At 38.3% G+C, this 16,186-nt stretch carries 13 protein-coding genes; 3 read left to right on the top strand and 10 right to left on the bottom strand.

Annotation, left to right across the window (positions count from 1 at the left end):
* Positions 1–3: 3 nt before the first annotated feature.
* On the bottom strand, positions 4–636 hold the full coding sequence (locus AC570I_RS10940; protein WP_497405473.1) for a gluconate 2-dehydrogenase subunit 3 family protein: 633 nt from the start codon (positions 634–636) through the stop codon (positions 4–6).
* Between the two features lies 1 nt (position 637).
* Positions 638–2,374, bottom strand: a complete 1,737-nt coding sequence (locus AC570I_RS10935) for a GMC family oxidoreductase (protein WP_047798759.1) — start codon at positions 2,372–2,374, stop codon at positions 638–640.
* A 267-nt stretch (positions 2,375–2,641) separates the two neighbouring features.
* Here AC570I_RS10935 and AC570I_RS10930 point away from each other — a divergent pair, with 267 nt between their 5' ends.
* Positions 2,642–3,844 carry a class I SAM-dependent methyltransferase gene (locus AC570I_RS10930; protein ID WP_497405472.1) on the top strand — a complete coding sequence of 401 codons (1,203 nt, stop codon included), beginning with the start codon at positions 2,642–2,644 and terminating at the stop codon, positions 3,842–3,844.
* Between the two features lie 69 nt (positions 3,845–3,913).
* Here the strand turns inward: AC570I_RS10930 and AC570I_RS10925 are convergent, their stop codons facing one another.
* Positions 3,914–4,273: a DUF1304 domain-containing protein gene (locus AC570I_RS10925; protein WP_497405471.1), complete on the bottom strand. Its 360-nt coding sequence runs from the start codon at positions 4,271–4,273 to the stop codon at positions 3,914–3,916.
* Between the two features lie 305 nt (positions 4,274–4,578).
* Here AC570I_RS10925 and dnaK point away from each other — a divergent pair, with 305 nt between their 5' ends.
* Positions 4,579–6,483: a molecular chaperone DnaK gene (gene dnaK, locus AC570I_RS10920; protein ID WP_497405470.1), complete on the top strand. Its 1,905-nt coding sequence runs from the start codon at positions 4,579–4,581 to the stop codon at positions 6,481–6,483.
* A 199-nt stretch (positions 6,484–6,682) separates the two neighbouring features.
* On the opposite strand, the gene AC570I_RS10915 is transcribed toward dnaK, so the two are convergent.
* From AC570I_RS10915 to AC570I_RS10885, 7 genes are all read right to left on the bottom strand, one after another.
* Positions 6,683–7,759 (bottom strand): phosphotransferase enzyme family protein, encoded by a 1,077-nt coding sequence (locus AC570I_RS10915; RefSeq protein WP_497405469.1) that lies wholly within the window; start codon positions 7,757–7,759, stop codon positions 6,683–6,685.
* On the bottom strand, positions 7,750–8,649 hold the full coding sequence (locus AC570I_RS10910) for a nucleotidyltransferase family protein (protein ID WP_497405468.1): 900 nt from the start codon (positions 8,647–8,649) through the stop codon (positions 7,750–7,752). The genes AC570I_RS10915 and AC570I_RS10910 overlap by 10 nt, the downstream gene beginning before the upstream one ends.
* 135 nt (positions 8,650–8,784) lie before the next feature.
* A complete protein-coding gene (locus AC570I_RS10905) occupies positions 8,785–10,356 on the bottom strand; it encodes a helicase HerA-like domain-containing protein (RefSeq protein ID WP_497405467.1) in 1,572 nt (523 codons plus the stop codon).
* Positions 10,357–10,451: 95 nt separating this feature from the next.
* Positions 10,452–10,757 (bottom strand): chaperone modulator CbpM, encoded by a 306-nt coding sequence (locus AC570I_RS10900; RefSeq protein ID WP_497405466.1) that lies wholly within the window; start codon positions 10,755–10,757, stop codon positions 10,452–10,454.
* A 5-nt stretch (positions 10,758–10,762) separates the two neighbouring features.
* Positions 10,763–11,659 carry a DnaJ C-terminal domain-containing protein gene (locus AC570I_RS10895; RefSeq protein ID WP_497405465.1) on the bottom strand — a complete coding sequence of 299 codons (897 nt, stop codon included), beginning with the start codon at positions 11,657–11,659 and terminating at the stop codon, positions 10,763–10,765.
* Between the two features lie 151 nt (positions 11,660–11,810).
* Positions 11,811–14,228, bottom strand: a complete 2,418-nt coding sequence (locus AC570I_RS10890) for an alpha/beta hydrolase family protein (RefSeq protein ID WP_497405464.1) — start codon at positions 14,226–14,228, stop codon at positions 11,811–11,813.
* 122 nt (positions 14,229–14,350) lie between these two features.
* Positions 14,351–14,767, bottom strand: coding sequence for a DUF1801 domain-containing protein (locus AC570I_RS10885; RefSeq protein ID WP_497405463.1), 417 nt, complete (start codon positions 14,765–14,767; stop codon positions 14,351–14,353).
* A gap of 333 nt (positions 14,768–15,100) precedes the next feature.
* On the opposite strand from AC570I_RS10885, the gene AC570I_RS10880 reads away from it, so the two are divergent.
* A complete protein-coding gene (locus tag AC570I_RS10880) occupies positions 15,101–16,177 on the top strand; it encodes a PAS domain-containing sensor histidine kinase (RefSeq protein ID WP_497405462.1) in 1,077 nt (358 codons plus the stop codon).
* Positions 16,178–16,186: the final 9 nt, after the last annotated feature.

Raw genomic sequence — 16,186 nt, 5'->3', positions numbered from 1 at the left:
TTATTATATTTTAATATTCTCCATTCCGTATTGTTTTAGTACATCAGCAGGAACACCTTCCCATTGGTTAGGCGCATTTCCTGCATACCCAATATCTTTTACCCCAATTTCTGTTGTGTAAAAACCTGATGCAGTTAAATCACGCATCCTGTTAAAAAAAGTTACTCCAGGCTGAACCTCAGGTTTGGCCCTGTTCGGATAGGCTATTTCATCTATAATGGAAATGCGCTGGCTTTCTGAAGCTTCGACAAATGATTTTTCAAATTTGTTAAATGAATAAATATCAAGCCACTTTAGTCCGCCCCGCATTGGTACTTTATGCTCAGGAATATCCTTAACAATAAATTCAATAAATTCCGGAACCTTCGCATCAGAAGCGCTTCCTGAAATCTCATCTTTAGGTATAATAATGTCTGCAAGAATGGTGATGGTTGCCATTTCATGCTCATCGAAATATTTTTCAGCTTTTAGTTTTTTATCACGGTCTGTTTCCCATTGTTCTCTGCCCGTTTCTGCTTTCGGTTCTTCGGGAATAGGTTTGTCGGCAGTATTTTCAGGTTGTTTGCAGGCTTCAACAAGTACAGTTGTACTTATGGCGGTTAAACCTAAAGCCTTTATGGAATCTCGTCTGTTCATGTTAAATGTTCTGTTTTTTCTTTTGAGCTAAAATATATTCTGCAGTTCGCATGGATAATGCGAGGATAGTCCAGGTAGCATTTTTATCTCCCTGTTGTACAAACGGTCCGGCATCTACCACAAATAGGTTTTTACAGTCGTGTGCCTGGCAGTATTTGTTCAGGGCAGATTTTTTGGGATCATCGCCCATGCGGATGGTTCCAACTTCGTGAATAATCTTGCCTGGATTCAGGAGACCATAATTAGTGTCGGCACCGTGAATTTCGGAGGTAACTATAGCACCCATTTCTTTCATAATGGAAAGAAAGGTTTCCTGCATGTGTTTGGCCTGAAGAATTTCCTCTTTAGCCCATGTGTAATTAAATCTTAAAACGGGAATGCCATATTTGTCAACCATATTGGGGTCTATTTCACAATAATTATCCTTCCTTGCAATCGCTGTTCCGCGACCTGCCATGCCTACACTTGTTCCGTAGAAGCGGCGATAGTCGTCTTTTAATGACTTTCCGTACCCTCCAGCCTCCTTTGTTTTACCGTTTCTATCCGGTACTAAGCCATTTATTTTGGCAACCCCACCTCCAAACCCGTAAGATGGCATACCCATTCCACCTCCGTATTCTATATGGTATCCCCGGGGAAAATCAAGCTTTTTATTATCCAGCCACCATGGCGAATAAATATGAACACTTCCCAATCCATCTTCGTTATAGCGTTTTCGGTCCATTAGCTGCGGAAGAAAACCATAAACGCCCGCACCTGTAGAATCATGTAAATATTTCCCTACAACACCACTGCTATTCGCCAAGCCGCCAGGATGTGCTGACGATTTCGAATTCAAGAGTATCCGGGCAGATTCACACGCGCTGGCGCCCAAGATGACCAACTTTCCAGTTACCTGATACTCCTGAAGATCTTTTCGGTTTACATAAGAAACACCTTTGGCCGTACCATCTTTATCTGTAATTACTTCTCTAACCATCGCATCTGTAATCACAGTTAAATTACCGGTTTTAACTGCGGGAATTACCAGGCACGAGGAAGCTGAAAAATCGCCATAAACTTTACAACTCCGTCCGCATTGACCACAATAGAAGCAAGGTGCACGGTCGTTATTACCTTTTATCGATTCGGTCATCACTGCTCCGCGGCCTGTAATTACTTTTACACCTGCTTTTTCGGCACCTTTTTTTATAAACAATTCATTCAATCTTGGTTTCGGTGGTTTCATGAATATTCCATCTGGCTCACTTTCTATACCTTCTACAGAGCCATAAATTCCAATCATTCTGTCAACTTTATCATAGAAAGGCTTAACATCATCATAAGTTATCGGCCATGAATCAGTTAATCCATCGGTAGGCTTAAAGTCCTGTGGCCCCATTCTTAGTGAGATTCTACCCCAATGATTGGTACGACCACCCAGCATACGCGAGCGGAACCATTCAAATTCGGTCTTGTTTTTTTGAGTATAAGGCTCACCTTCAAGCTCCCAACCTCCGTAAGAGGCATCAAAATCGCCAAAAGGACGCACCGTTCCTGCGCCACGGCGAGGGGATTCCCATGGCCACTTCAATTGATGAGAGTCTAATCTTGGGTCAAAATACTGGCCCGCCTCTAACATTAAAACTTTCTGACCTGCGTTGGCAAGTACATACGCTGCCATGCCTCCTCCAGCTCCCGATCCAACAACAATGGCATCGTAAACTGTAGGTGATTTTTTAATCTGGAAATCGTTCATGAAATTATGCTGTGATGTTTTGTTTATCCTAATTTATCTTTTTTTTCTTAAATCTAAAAGATAAGACTGTTTTTGGAATTATTACAGATAATCTATTCTCCGTAATTCCTAAATCGTATTACCTCTATTGAAGTTCTGTGGCGTTTACAGCCATTGTTTGTCAGTTTAAGGATATTGTACTTTTTAAAAAGTCGCTCAATTGTTACAATCCTTTAACTTAGTTTTTCTGCAAGGAATTTGGGCTATCTTTGTATTTTAAATTTTCGTATGGCTTTTTCGACACATATTCAAACATTCATTACTGCTTTTCAGAATAGCTTAGCAACCGGGAACTTTGTTAAGATTTCGTTGGGAAATTATAAGGGAACAGAAGATTCACTAAAACAGGTATTGGTGAGGAGGGTTTTGATTAAGAATCAAGAAAAGCTAGCCATCACGTTTCGTTACAAAACCAAAGATATTATAAAGAATTACCTGGCTACTGACGGAATAGACCTGATTGCCGGCTATATTTCCAACGGGTTTAAGATAGCTACTTTGTTTACTACCCGAAGAGATTTAATTATTGAAGAATTGAATAATGGAAAAGTTGTTTTAAGAGAAACGAGTGCGTCTGTCAAAGAGCTTCCAGCAACAGATCATGATAAGGAGAAATCCAGGTTGATCAAATCTGATGCTAAATCTTACTTAACGGACTTGAAGATAACAGATGCAGATGGAAAGGTTTTCAAAAATGCACAGGACAAGTTCAGGCAGATTAATCATTATGTTGAGATTCTAAGTTCTTTAATCAAAGAGTTACCAGAAGGTACGATAAAAAAGGTCGCTGATATGGGCTCGGGGAAAGGTTACCTTACTTTTGCATTATATGATTACCTACATTCAGTTTTGAAATTAGATTCGGCGGTGACAGGCGTTGAATATCGCAGGGATATGGTTGATTTATGTAATGATGTGGCCAGTAAATCTTCTTTTAATAAACTGGATTTTATTCAGGGTACTATTGAGGATTATAACGCTGAAGGTATCAACTTACTAATTGCGCTCCATGCTTGTGATACTGCAACTGACGATGCCATTTTTAAAGGTATCAAAGCCAATGCCGAGTTAATTGTTGTTGCCCCTTGTTGCCACAAGCAGATCAGAAAGGAAATTGAACACAATAAAGTGAATAACGACGTTACTTTTTTGACAAAATATGGGATTTTCCTGGAACGGCAGGCTGAAATGGTGACCGATGGAATCCGGGCTTTAATTTTAGAGTATTTTGGTTATAAAACAAAGGTTTTTGAGTTTATCTCTGATGCACATACACCAAAAAATGTGCTCGTTGTTGGTACTAAAAGGACAGAAAATTTAAATACGAAGACTGAAAAGGGGAGGCAGGAAGAAATTAAAGATAAAATTAAGGCAAGCAAAGCATACTTCGGAATTGGTTATCATCATCTTGAAAGATTATTAGAGTTGTAAAAGTGATCCTTTGAGTTAGTGGAAACCTTTAATCACAAATAAAACTCATGTTCAGGATTTTGCCCTGAATTACAAATGGAGCAAAATCAGCGCTACCAATGCGGGAATAGACTGCACGTAAAGTATTCGTTTGCTCGCTGTCGCTGCACCATAAATTCCCGCAATAATCACACAGGTTAGAAAAAATATTGCAACATAAAATTTCCAGTGATGATCGGTTATACAGAGCGACCAAATTAATCCGCCAGCAAGAAATCCATTATATAGCCCTTGGTTTGCAGCCAATGTCTTGGTTGGCTCAAATAAATCTTTTGGTATGGTTTTGAAAACTTTTGGTGCTTTCGTTGTCCATGCAAACATTTCCAGCCAAAGGATATAAATATGGATAATGGCAATGATTCCGATAAGAATTTGAGCTGCAAGTTGCATAGGTTTGAGTTTGGTATTTAAAGATAGAAACTTTAGTTATATATTAATTGGTATTTTTCTTCCCTGATTTAACAAAGTCTTTTTTTACCCGATTCAACGGGTTTCCAACTATCGTTTTCGAATTGTCTGTTAAAGCTTAAGCGTTTACATATTCCACTTTCTGTCATGCTGTCAGTAATATGAGCTTTGTTTTTTAACATTTTATCAGTCTTTTAAGCTTATTCTCTGCCAAAAACCAATTGGCACAAGCATTGTTTAACAGGAGTAGAAATTATAATACTTTAAAAAGAGAAAATAAAAATACAATGGGAAAGATTATTGGAATAGACTTAGGAACAACAAACTCTTGCGTAAGCGTAATGGAGGGCAATGAGCCTGTAGTTATCGCAAACAGTGAGGGTAAACGTACTACACCGTCTATTGTTGCTTTTGCAGAAAACGGTGAGCGTAAAGTTGGCGAGCCTGCTAAACGTCAGGCTATTACCAACCCAACAAAAACGATATATTCGATCAAACGCTTTATGGGTAACAGCTACGACGAAAGTGCGAAAGAAGCTGGACGTGTACCTTATAAAGTTGTTAAAGGTGATAACAATACACCTCGCGTTGAAATCGATGACAGAAAATATACTCCACAGGAGATTTCTGCAATGATTCTTCAAAAAATGAAAAAAACTGCTGAAGATTTCCTTGGTCAGGAAGTTACCGAAGCAGTTATTACTGTGCCTGCTTACTTTAACGACGCACAGCGTCAGGCTACAAAAGAAGCTGGCGAAATTGCAGGTTTATCTGTAAAACGTATCATTAACGAGCCCACTGCAGCTGCTTTAGCTTATGGTTTAGATAAAGCACACAAAGACATGAAAATAGTTGTTTTTGATTGTGGTGGTGGTACACATGATGTTTCTGTTCTAGAATTAGGTGACGGTGTATTCGAAGTGAAATCCACTGATGGTGATACGCACTTAGGTGGTGATGACTTTGACCATATTATTATTGACTGGTTAACAGAAGAGTTTAAATCAGAAAACAGCATGGATCTTGCAAAAGATCCGATGGCTTTACAACGTTTAAAGGAAGCTGCTGAAAAAGCTAAAATTGAGTTATCTAGCACAACTTCTACTGAAATTAACTTACCGTACATTACTGCTGATGCGAGTGGCCCTAAACACTTGGTACGTACATTATCTCGTGCTAAATTTGAGCAATTGGCTGATAGCTTAATTAAACGTACTATCGAGCCTTGTAAATCTGCTTTGAAAAACGCTGGTTTAAGCACAAGCGATATCGATGAAATTATCTTGGTAGGGGGTTCAACCCGTATTCCTGCAATTCAGGACGCTGTTAAAGCTTTCTTCGGTAAAGAGCCAAGTAAAGGTGTTAACCCTGATGAGGTTGTAGCAATTGGTGCGGCTATTCAAGGTGGTGTATTAACTGGTGATGTGAAAGATGTATTGTTATTAGACGTTACACCTTTATCATTAGGTATCGAAACTATGGGTGGTGTAATGACTAAATTAATTGAGTCAAACACAACTATCCCAACTAAAAAATCGGAGACTTTCTCAACTGCAGCTGATAACCAGCCATCAGTGGAAATCCATATTTTACAAGGTGAGCGCCCAATGGCTGGTCAAAACCGTACAATTGGTCGTTTCATTTTAGATGGTATTCCACCAGCACCTCGTGGTGTGCCTCAGGTAGAAGTATCTTTCGATATTGATGCGAACGGTATCTTACACGTAAGTGCGAAAGATAAAGCAACTGGCAAAGAGCAAAAAATCCGTATCGAAGCATCTTCAGGTTTAACCGATGCTGAGATCAAAAAAATGAAAGAAGAAGCTGAAGCTAATGCTGCGGATGATGCTAAGCAAAAAGAAGAAGCTGATAAAATCAACGGAGCTGACGCTTTAATCTTCTCTACTGAAAAACAATTAAAAGAGTTTGGCGATAAATTATCTGCTGATAAAAAAGCGCCAATAGAAGCTGGTTTAGAGAAATTGAAAGCAGCACACTTATCACGTAACTTTGCAGATATTGATGCAGCTTCTGCTGAATTACAAGCGGCGTGGAATGTAGCTTCTGAAGAAATGTACAAAGATGGCGGACAGCCTCAAGGTGGCGAACAACCACAAGCTGATGGTCAGCCTCAAGGTGGCGGCGATAACGTAACTGATGTTGATTTCGAAGAAGTGAAAGAAGAGAAATAAATCTTTTCATCTGATGCTTACCGGTTGCAAGACCATAAATAAAAAAGCGTTTCTGATTAGTTTCAGAAACGCTTTTGTCGTTTACAGCAATCTGTTATGTCACACTTTTCGACCAAATAAGATGTGCTTTGTGTTTGAAAAATATAATGCGAACTAAACTTTTAACCTCAATATTCATTTCGGTTTATGTTTTATTCAGTTAATCTAAATGCATTTCGATGATATCCTGTAGCTCTTTTTCCCTCGAAGTGAGATCACTCAATAACCTGAACTGATTTTTTGCACGATTCAGGTTTTGTATCAGATAGGTGGTAGGATAATATTTATCTCCATTTAAAAAATCAGTCAGAAATCGTAAGGCCTGCATGTAGATAATATACTTGCCGGAGAATAATATTAACTCTTTTTCGGTTGGAGTAAGAATGTGTTTCATTTCAGATAAATATCCCTCAATTGTTGCCTCAAAATATGGCAGACGGATTTTTATTTTATTTAAATCAGTTTCATTTTCACTGAATGCACAAAGATATGTCCGCATCATGTCGCCCAAATCCGATATAAATTTACCCGGCATTATGGTATCCAAATCAATTACGCAAACTCCCTCATTATTTTGAGCATTTAAAAGTACATTACTAATTTTAGTATCATGGTGCATTACCCTGTCGGGGAAGTCAGAACGAAGAATGTAGGTCTGGAAATAATCAAGAATATAACGATGAGTAATTGCATCATTAATCTCGTTTTGAGCCTGCTGTTTTAGACTCTCTGAGCTTGTATTTAAAGCCGTTTGAAATTGTTCATATCGCAATTCAAGGTCGTGAAATCCTTCGATTGTAGGCTCAAGTTTAGAAGCGTCAAACTGGTCAAGCAGCCGACTTAATTTACCAAATTGTTTAGCGGCTTCGTAAGCTTGTTGGGGTTCGGTTAATACATCCAGGGAAACAGTTTCCTGAACATATGGTAACATTCTCCAGTACTCATTCTGGAAAAAGAACATTTCCTCCCCATTTAATGTAGGAATTGGTTTTATAAAAAGATAATCAGGATACGCCGTTAAAAGGTAGTTCGCTATTAATCTGAGATTATCCGCAATAGCCTGCGGATTTTTAAAAACGAGTGTGTTAATATTCTGAAGAATGTATTTTTTCTCCGAAATACCTTGTGAAAGCAAATAAGTACGGTTGATTAAGCCCGTACCTATTTGTATAATATTCAGATCCTCATTATTGAATCCGTATGCGTTTAAAACTTCAGAGTCTAAGTTTAGCTCCATAATTTTTCCGGATATGCCCCATTCTTGATCAGTTGATCAATACTATCCTGAACATAAGGCTTGTCTTCTTTATATGTTACACCAAACCATTTATTAGATGTGGGCACAACTTTGAAGCTTGCTTCACCAGTTCGCACTAAATTTTCGCCAATTAACGGAATAAAAAATTCAGCTTTCGGTTTGTCCTGATTTGCCAATGCAAATTCAAAAAACAGCTTTTCAGTAATTTTAAATACCGAAGGTGTAAATCCCCAAAAGTTCATGGATACTGGTGTTTCAAAACTCAATGGAAACTCTTCGCCACCTTCCTCATAAAAAATCTTATCTTCCTTTGGATAAACTTTTGTACGCTCTACAATTTCTTCCAGATTGCCTGACGCATCTACTTTACATACTCCACGAGAAACAGCTCCAAATTCAGATAGCGTTTTTCCAATCTGATACCCTATAATTGAATAATTGCTATCTGAAACTTCGGTGGTTAAAAAGTCAACCATTTTTTTAAATGCATCGTAACCATAATAGTCATCCGCATTGATTACGCAAAAAGGCTCTTTAATCACATTTCTTCCAGATAGAATGGCATGTGCAGTTCCCCAGGGTTTCTCACGATAAATCTCCTGATCAATTCCGAATTGCTTCAAATCAAAGTTTTGAAAAACGTATTCCGTTTCAATTCTGCCATTAAGTTTGGGTTCGAATATAGATTTAAAATTATCTACAAATTCTTCCTTGATGATAAATACAACTTTGCCAAAGCCGGCATTAATTGCATCGTATATTGAGTAGTCGATAATGGTTTCTCCGTTAGGGCCGAAGCCATCAATCTGTTTCATGCTTCCATAACGGCTGGCCATTCCTGCAGCCAAAATCAATAAAGTTGGTTTCATTTACTGTTAATTTACTTGTAAAGATGACAATGCTGATGATAAACATTTATCACCTTACATTCATATTGCGAAAATAGTATTTTAAGAATTAATTATCGTATAGGTATTTTGCACTATTGAAATTGCAAAACACGTTTACAATCCAAACAGGCCACCGCCACTTTTTGTTCTGGTTTTTTTACCTGTGAGCATGCCAAAAATGCCTCTAACAATCTCTTTCCCGATCTGACGGGTAATTGTAGCACCCATCACTTCTTCGATCAGGCTTTTCCCTCCTTTTTCTTTACTCGCTTGTTGTTCTTGTTTTTGAGTTTCAATCTGGGCTTTTTGTTGTTCGGCTTCAAGGGTCTGCTCATTTATTCTCTTCGTGAGAATATCATAGGCACTTTCAGGATCGAGCGTATCTTTATATTTTGCGAATCGGGGGCTCGCGTGAACCAATTGATCAAATTCATCTACAGTTAAAGGCCCCATTACTGCACGCGGAGGCGTCAGCATGGTAGCAGAAACTTCTGTGGGGATCCCTTTCTCATTGAGTACTGTGATCAAAGCCTGACCAGTTCCTAATGAGGTTAATACTTTATCAATCTCATAAAACTCAGAATTTGGATAAGTATTTACTGTTTTTTTCAGTGCGTCAACGTCATTTGGCGTAAAAGCTCTTAAAGCATGTTGAATTCGGTTTCCAAGCTGGCCCAGAACGCTTTCAGGTACATCTGTCGGCGCCTGCGTGCAAAAGAATACCCCGATTCCCTTCGACCTTATTAACCTGATTATGGTTTCAATCTGCTCAAGAAACGCTTTCGAAGAATTTTTAAATAAAAGATGTGCTTCATCAAAAAAGAAAACAAATTTCGGTTTATCCAAATCACCAACCTCGGGCATTGTATTAAATAATTCGGCCAAAAGGCTCAGTAAAAATGTTGAATACAAAACGGGTTGATTTTGCACATCTGCAATATTTAGTAAACTGATTGTTCCTTTTCCATCAATTCTTTCAAACAAATCCTCAACATCAAATGATTTCTCGCCAAACATTCCACCTAAGCCTTGCTGTTCTATTGCAACAATTTTTCTAAGCATTGTTCCTGATGTCGCACTTGAAATGGCTCCGTAGCTTTCTTTGATTTCTTTTGCACCTGCACCGTCTGATAAGTATGATAATAGTTTTTTTAGATCATTTAAGTCGATAACAGGCAATTTATTGTCATCAGCATACTTAAATATAACCGTCATTACACCAGCCTGGGTATCGTTTAAATCTAAAATCTTTGATAAGAGAGTCGGTCCAAATTCAAGAACAGTAGCACGCATTTGTACCCCGTTTTTACCTGATAAAGAATAAATTTCCACTGGAAATCCCGATGCATTGAAGGATTTGTTCAGTTGTTGAGATCTCTCTTCAATTTTTGGATTTACGGCGCCAGCCTGATGCAGCCCTGATAAATCACCCTTAACATCAAGCATGAAAACGGGAACACCAGCATCAGAAAGTTGTTCAGCAAGTAACTGTAAGGTTCTGGTTTTTCCAGTTCCTGTTGCACCGGCAATTAAGCCATGTCTGTTCATCATTTTCAACGAGAGGTTTACTTCAGCATCACTGTAAACCTGCCCTTCCAAAATTCCGGCACCTAAATAAATAGATGAGCCTGTAGGGGCATAGGATGATTTTATTTTTTCGATGAATTTTGAAGACAAATCGCTCATATTTTAGAAATTAGAACGCCAATTTAAGAAACAAATCTTTAATTAATTGTGTATTGAGGTTAAGTAATTGCCTAAATTATTGCACAAACGATTGTTTAATCTAACCTGTACATCTGCTTATAATAGTTTAATTCGTTCCTAAGCGCATTCATTTCATTTTCCACATGGCCAATTTGATCTAACAGGTGCGATATCGCATGTAGGCCTTCCATATTAATACCTAAATCATTGGTCAAACGAAGATAATGTTCAAGTTTAGAAAGCTCAGATGATGCTAAACAGGCAACTTTCTTCACAACAATAGTTTGGATCAATCCAAAATCCTCCAGTGATTCAATGTATTTAATTTCGATATGGTGATGTGCGCATATTTCGTCAATTGCAATGAAGTGGGTTTCCATGGTACTTACATTTTAGAAAGTTTTTCAATTAATTCTTTCTGCTCAGCGTTAAGATCAGTAGGTATTTTGATCTGCCATTTTATATACAGGTCGCCAAATACATTGTCTTTCTTATAAACAGGAAATCCCTTCCCCTTAAGTCTTAGGTTGGTGTCAGGTTGAGTACCCTCCGGGATTTTAAGTTTAACTTTTCCATTCAAGGTTTCAACAATCTTTTCACCACCCAAAATAGCTGTGTAAAGATCAATTTCCTCTAAAATATAAATGTCGTTTCCTTTTCTTTTGAACCTGGGGTGATCAGTAATATTAAATTTGATATATAAATCTCCTGGAGGACCATTGTTTACTCCTGCGGCTCCATAACCTGGTAATTTAATCTTTTGGCCATTTTCAACGCCTGCTGGGATCGTAATCCGAACCTGTTTGCCATTTACCGTTAAGGTTTGTTTGTGCGTTTTATAGGCATCCAGAATATTAAGCTGTAAGTCGGCATTTAAATCCTGTCCTTTAAATGGTGAGTTTTTACTACTTCGTCCTCTTGTTCCACCAAACATTGATGAAAAGAAATCTGAAAAGTCTTCACCTCCAAATCCCCCTGAATAGTCATTTCCTGTATATCCGCTACCGCCTGTACGATATTGTCTGCCCTGTTGTTCCTGCGCATCCAGCTGGTCGGCCCGCTGCCAGTCTTTACCATATTTGTCGTATTTCTTGCGTTTTTCCGGATCGCTTAATACTTCATTTGCTTCATTGATTTGCTGGAACTTCTTGTTAGCCTCTTCATTGTTAGGATTCAGGTCGGGGTGGTGTTTACGGGCTAACTTTCTATACGCTTTTTTGATATCGTCGGTAGTTGCATCTTTCTTTAAATCGAGAATTTTATAGTAATCGATGTAGTCCATATCTCAATAACAAATTATAATAACCAATGTTCAGTAATGATGGCTTAAAAGTACTTAAAAGGAACCTATTCCAATCTTCTTTTAATCAATTGATATCATTAATAAAAAAAAATGCCCCTTCAAGGGGCATTATGTTGCGCAGCAATGTTCGTTATTTTTTATTTTTTACATATTTCTCCAACCATTGGTCTTGTTCCCAAAGGGTATGAAGAATGTTCTCTTTACCACGGTATCCATGTGCTTCGTATGGTAAAAAAACAAACCTTACAGTTCCGCCTGCCCCCTTAATTGCAGCAAATAAACGCTCACTGTTGATAGGATATGTTCCGGTGTTGTCATCAGAGTCGCCATGAATCAATAATAACGGAGTTTTGATTTTATCGGCATAACTAAATGGACTCATTTCATAATAAAGCTGAGGAACCTGCCAGTAGGTACGGTCTTCATTCTGAAAGCCGAAAGGAGTTAATGTACGGTTATATGCTCCGCTGCGGGCAATTCCTGCTGCAAATAAATTAGTATGCGCTAATAAATTTGCAGTCATAAATGCTCCGTAGCTATGCCCTCCAACCGCCATTCTTTTTTTATCACCTACTCCTAAATCAGAAAGTTTATTTATTGCAGCCTCTGCATTTAAGCTCAATTGCTCGACGAAGGTATCATTTGGTTTCTTACCATCTTTGGCAACAATTGGCATTTCTGCATTGTCCAATACAGCATATCCTCTGGTTACCCAGTAAATCGGAGAACCCCAGGAGATGGCGGTAAACTTATCTTTGGATCCCCGGATTTGTGCCGCATCTGCTGCTGAATTAAATTCGCGTGGATAAGCCCATATTAGCGTTGGCAATGGGCCGTCTTTATCTTTATTATACCCTTTAGGTAAATATAAATCACCAGTTAAGTCGACTCCATCGGCACGTTTGTACGATATTTTTTCTTTACTTATTCCATCCAGAGAGGGGTAGGGATTTGGAAAGCTGGTAATGGGCTGGTCAGCAATCCTCAGTACCAGATTTTTAATATAGTAATTTGGAACAAGTTTTTGACTTTCTTTACGTGTTAATAAAACCAGCTTTTGCGGATCAATTACATCACTAACGTATTCGTAAGTCCCTTCAGCACTTCTCCAGATGATTTCATTCTTTTTGGAATTAAGGTCAAATTTTGCCAGAAAAGGTAAATCACCTTTCTCTGATGAACCGACTATATTGTTCATTAATAGTTTTGTACCGTTGTCTACAGTATGCACAACTTGCCGGCCGTATTTGTTTCTTGTCGTCACTGGCGATCCCGGATTTCCATAGGCATCGGTTTGGTTGCGGCTGTAAAGTTCTTCAATATCGCCAGTAGATGGATTGTACCTGCTCACCTTACTTGTTTGCTTGCTGCGTAAACCTTCAGTTATCAGTGCAAGATTGGCGTCTCCCCACTGTATCCCCCTGAAACGTGTTTGAGTTTTAAATATTTCCTTTTCCGTGCCCGTAAACGGTGCACTTAAAGAATATACAGCATCATGAAAAGGAACATTATTTTTAATCAGACCGCTATCTAAAGGTTTTGACCATATTAATGTTGCTGGTTCATCATCTCTCCAGTCAAATGCTCTGGCAATATTTTGTAAATTGTCATATCCGGATGGAGATACCTCCGATGAAGGTAATTCTGCAATGGTTTTAACGATTTTACCATTCAAATCGGTAACAGTAACTGTGGATGGAAATCCGTATGCGGTAACCAGGTAAGAAAAAGGTTTGCGAATGGTTTCCACCATCATGTGGCTTTTATCTGGAGATAGGGTTACTCTGGCATAAATAGCGGGCTTGCCGATCAAACTTTCTACGCCATTTGTATTTTTTACAAGCTGTGAAGTGGCAAAGAATTCAAAAAGCTCCTCATCAAAAGGAGATTTAATCAAATCCTGATAAGTTACGCTTGGAGATGCTTTGCCAAGATTTTGTTGTATGGTTGGCCCTTTAGGTGCCAGTGGTCTTTTGGGGGCTGTACTGGCAGGTTTTGTTACAGCGCGATAAATAATCGTTTGATCGTTCAACCAGGTTAAACCACTTCCCATTACCGTGTTTAAGTAAGCCTTATTGATTTTTGTTGCTTTTTTAGTTGCAATATCAATAATGTAAAGATCAACACCCTTCTGTGTTGTGTTTGTAAAAGCAATCTTGTTTTCTGATGGATTCCAAATGAGATTTCCTGCATAAAGCGGGGATGGCAAGCCTGCCACCTGAAAAGTCTGGCTGGATTTAATATTCTTTAAACTGAAATTATTAATAAAATTCTGCCTGCTCGGAGAATAATTGTTAGGATTTAATCTTAACCCTGCAATACGGTATTCTGGCATGGCCAGCTCTTCAACAGAGGGGTAAGAGTTGCGCTCACTAAATAGCACCCACTCAGCCTTACCATCAATGCTAACACTAGGGGTAGGTTTTGCAAGAAGCAATTCCGAGATTTCTTTCGGTGGACTTTGATAATTGATAGCATCCTGTGCAGATGTATTCATAGATACAAGTGCACCTGCTACAAATAGATAGAGGTGAAGTTTTTTAATCATTTCCGGTTTGTTTGATAATTAACTGTCAAATATTGCAAAATTTGCATACTCGAAGGGTAACTTCTTGTTTACAAGTGAAAAATTCTGAGATACAACATAAAATTTAGCTGGCTTTTCGTCATTTAACTATAGGTACTCCGTATGCTTTCTACAGAGTTGGTAATCATTTGTTTTAAAACCCCTAAGTCATTATCATAAAGTTTTTGAATGTATACACAGGATTTTCCCGTTTTGTGTTTTCCAAATCTGCCTAAAAGCTGATCACGGTCTTTAAACTCAGGCGACAAATAAAGAACAATAGCATTTTTTCTGGGCGAAAAACCAATTAGCGGCGCATCACCAGCTCCACCACTCTCGTATATGTAGTGGTAGCTTCCATAACCAATAATAGCATTTCCACACATTTTTGCTTCTAATCCGGTTACATCAGCTATTATTGCCGATAACTCAAAGCAATCAGCCCTCTTTAAATCATCAGAAACTGCGTTTAAAAAATCCTCAACACTGCTATCGTTTTCCGTTGTTCTGTTTTTTGCCATATTAGTGGTGCCAAAAGCTAATTTAATTGAGGTTTTTAATCACTAAAAGCAAACAAAAATAGCCATCACACAGATGGCTATTTTTGTTTAAAAGAATAACTCTTTTTATGGTGTGCCTGCCCTCCGCGGATGTCCCGCTCACAGGACTTTTTTATCGTCCTTTTACGGTAAACAATTTAGTGAATCCTTGGTTTTAACGTGTGAGATAATTTTAAACATTTTCAAATAAATGTTAATATCTTAAAATTAGAAACAAGAAGAAGCAATTTTTGCATGAATTTTAGCTTTTTCTACATAAAAGCAGGCTTCTGAACATTTAAATCATCACTCTATATGTCTAAACTAAATTACGATCTGTTTTTTCAGCTTGGTTCAATATCTTCAATGGGCTATTTTATTTATCATGTAGATGAGCGTAAATTTTCTTATCTCAATAAATCCTTTTCCGAAATTCTGGAAATTGAACAAAGCGACCTGAAGTCGTTACCTCAGCAAATATTGCATCAGGTACATCCTGAAGACCGTGAGCATGCGATGTTTTGTTTCGAAGAGTGTTTACTGGATAATGAAGAAAAAATGTACGAGGTGAGGTTAAAGATAAGTGGAAGGGAAAAGTATATCAGAGTGGTTGTTTCCCCCTTGCATCGAAGGGATAATATCGACTTAGTTGGCACTGTGGAAGATACCACCATCATGCGGCATAATAAAATTCATATAGAACAGATTAATTCCCGCAAGAACATTACCCTGGAAGTATTGGCTCATGATCTTAAAGAACCTCTTGGGATGATGAAGTTAGCCGCTTCGTCTATTGAACAGGGACTTGCAAAAAATGAAGATGCAGAAATCTTAAGTGGTATCGCGTTTATCAAAAACATGTGCGAAAGAAACCTTTTATTAATCCGGAGTATGATCAATAAAGAGTTCTTAAAATCTTCAGAGGTAGAAATAGGAAAAGAGAGAACCGATATTGTGCTCGAACTGCGCGATGTAATCCGGTTTTTCAAGCGTTCCAAGATTGGAAAAACAAGAACATTTGTTTTCGAAGCCTCAGCAAACAAAATTTATCTGCAGTTAGATAGCATGAAATTTCTACAGGTAATTAACAACTTAATTTCAAATTCGCTAAAATTCACTGATGATAATGGAATTATCCGGCTTCATGTTCAGGAATTGGAAAACAGTGTTTTGCTTACTGTTGCCGATAATGGGATTGGAATACCCGAGCCCTTGCAGCCTGGCCTCTTTACCCGTTTGCCCCAAACGCTGCGGTCAGGATTGAGAGGTGAGGAATCCGGAGGTTTCGGAATGAGCATTATCAAGGCAATTGTTGATTTACATCAAGGAAAAATATGGTTCGAGAGCAAAGTTGGTCTCGGAACAACCTTTTACATTGAGCTCCCTAAGTAGGTTTTTTAA

The sequence above is a fragment of the Pedobacter sp. A2324 genome, from assembly GCF_059693705.1.
Note: the sequence above shows the minus strand (reverse complement) of the source record. Positions and strands in the feature narration are given on the sequence as shown.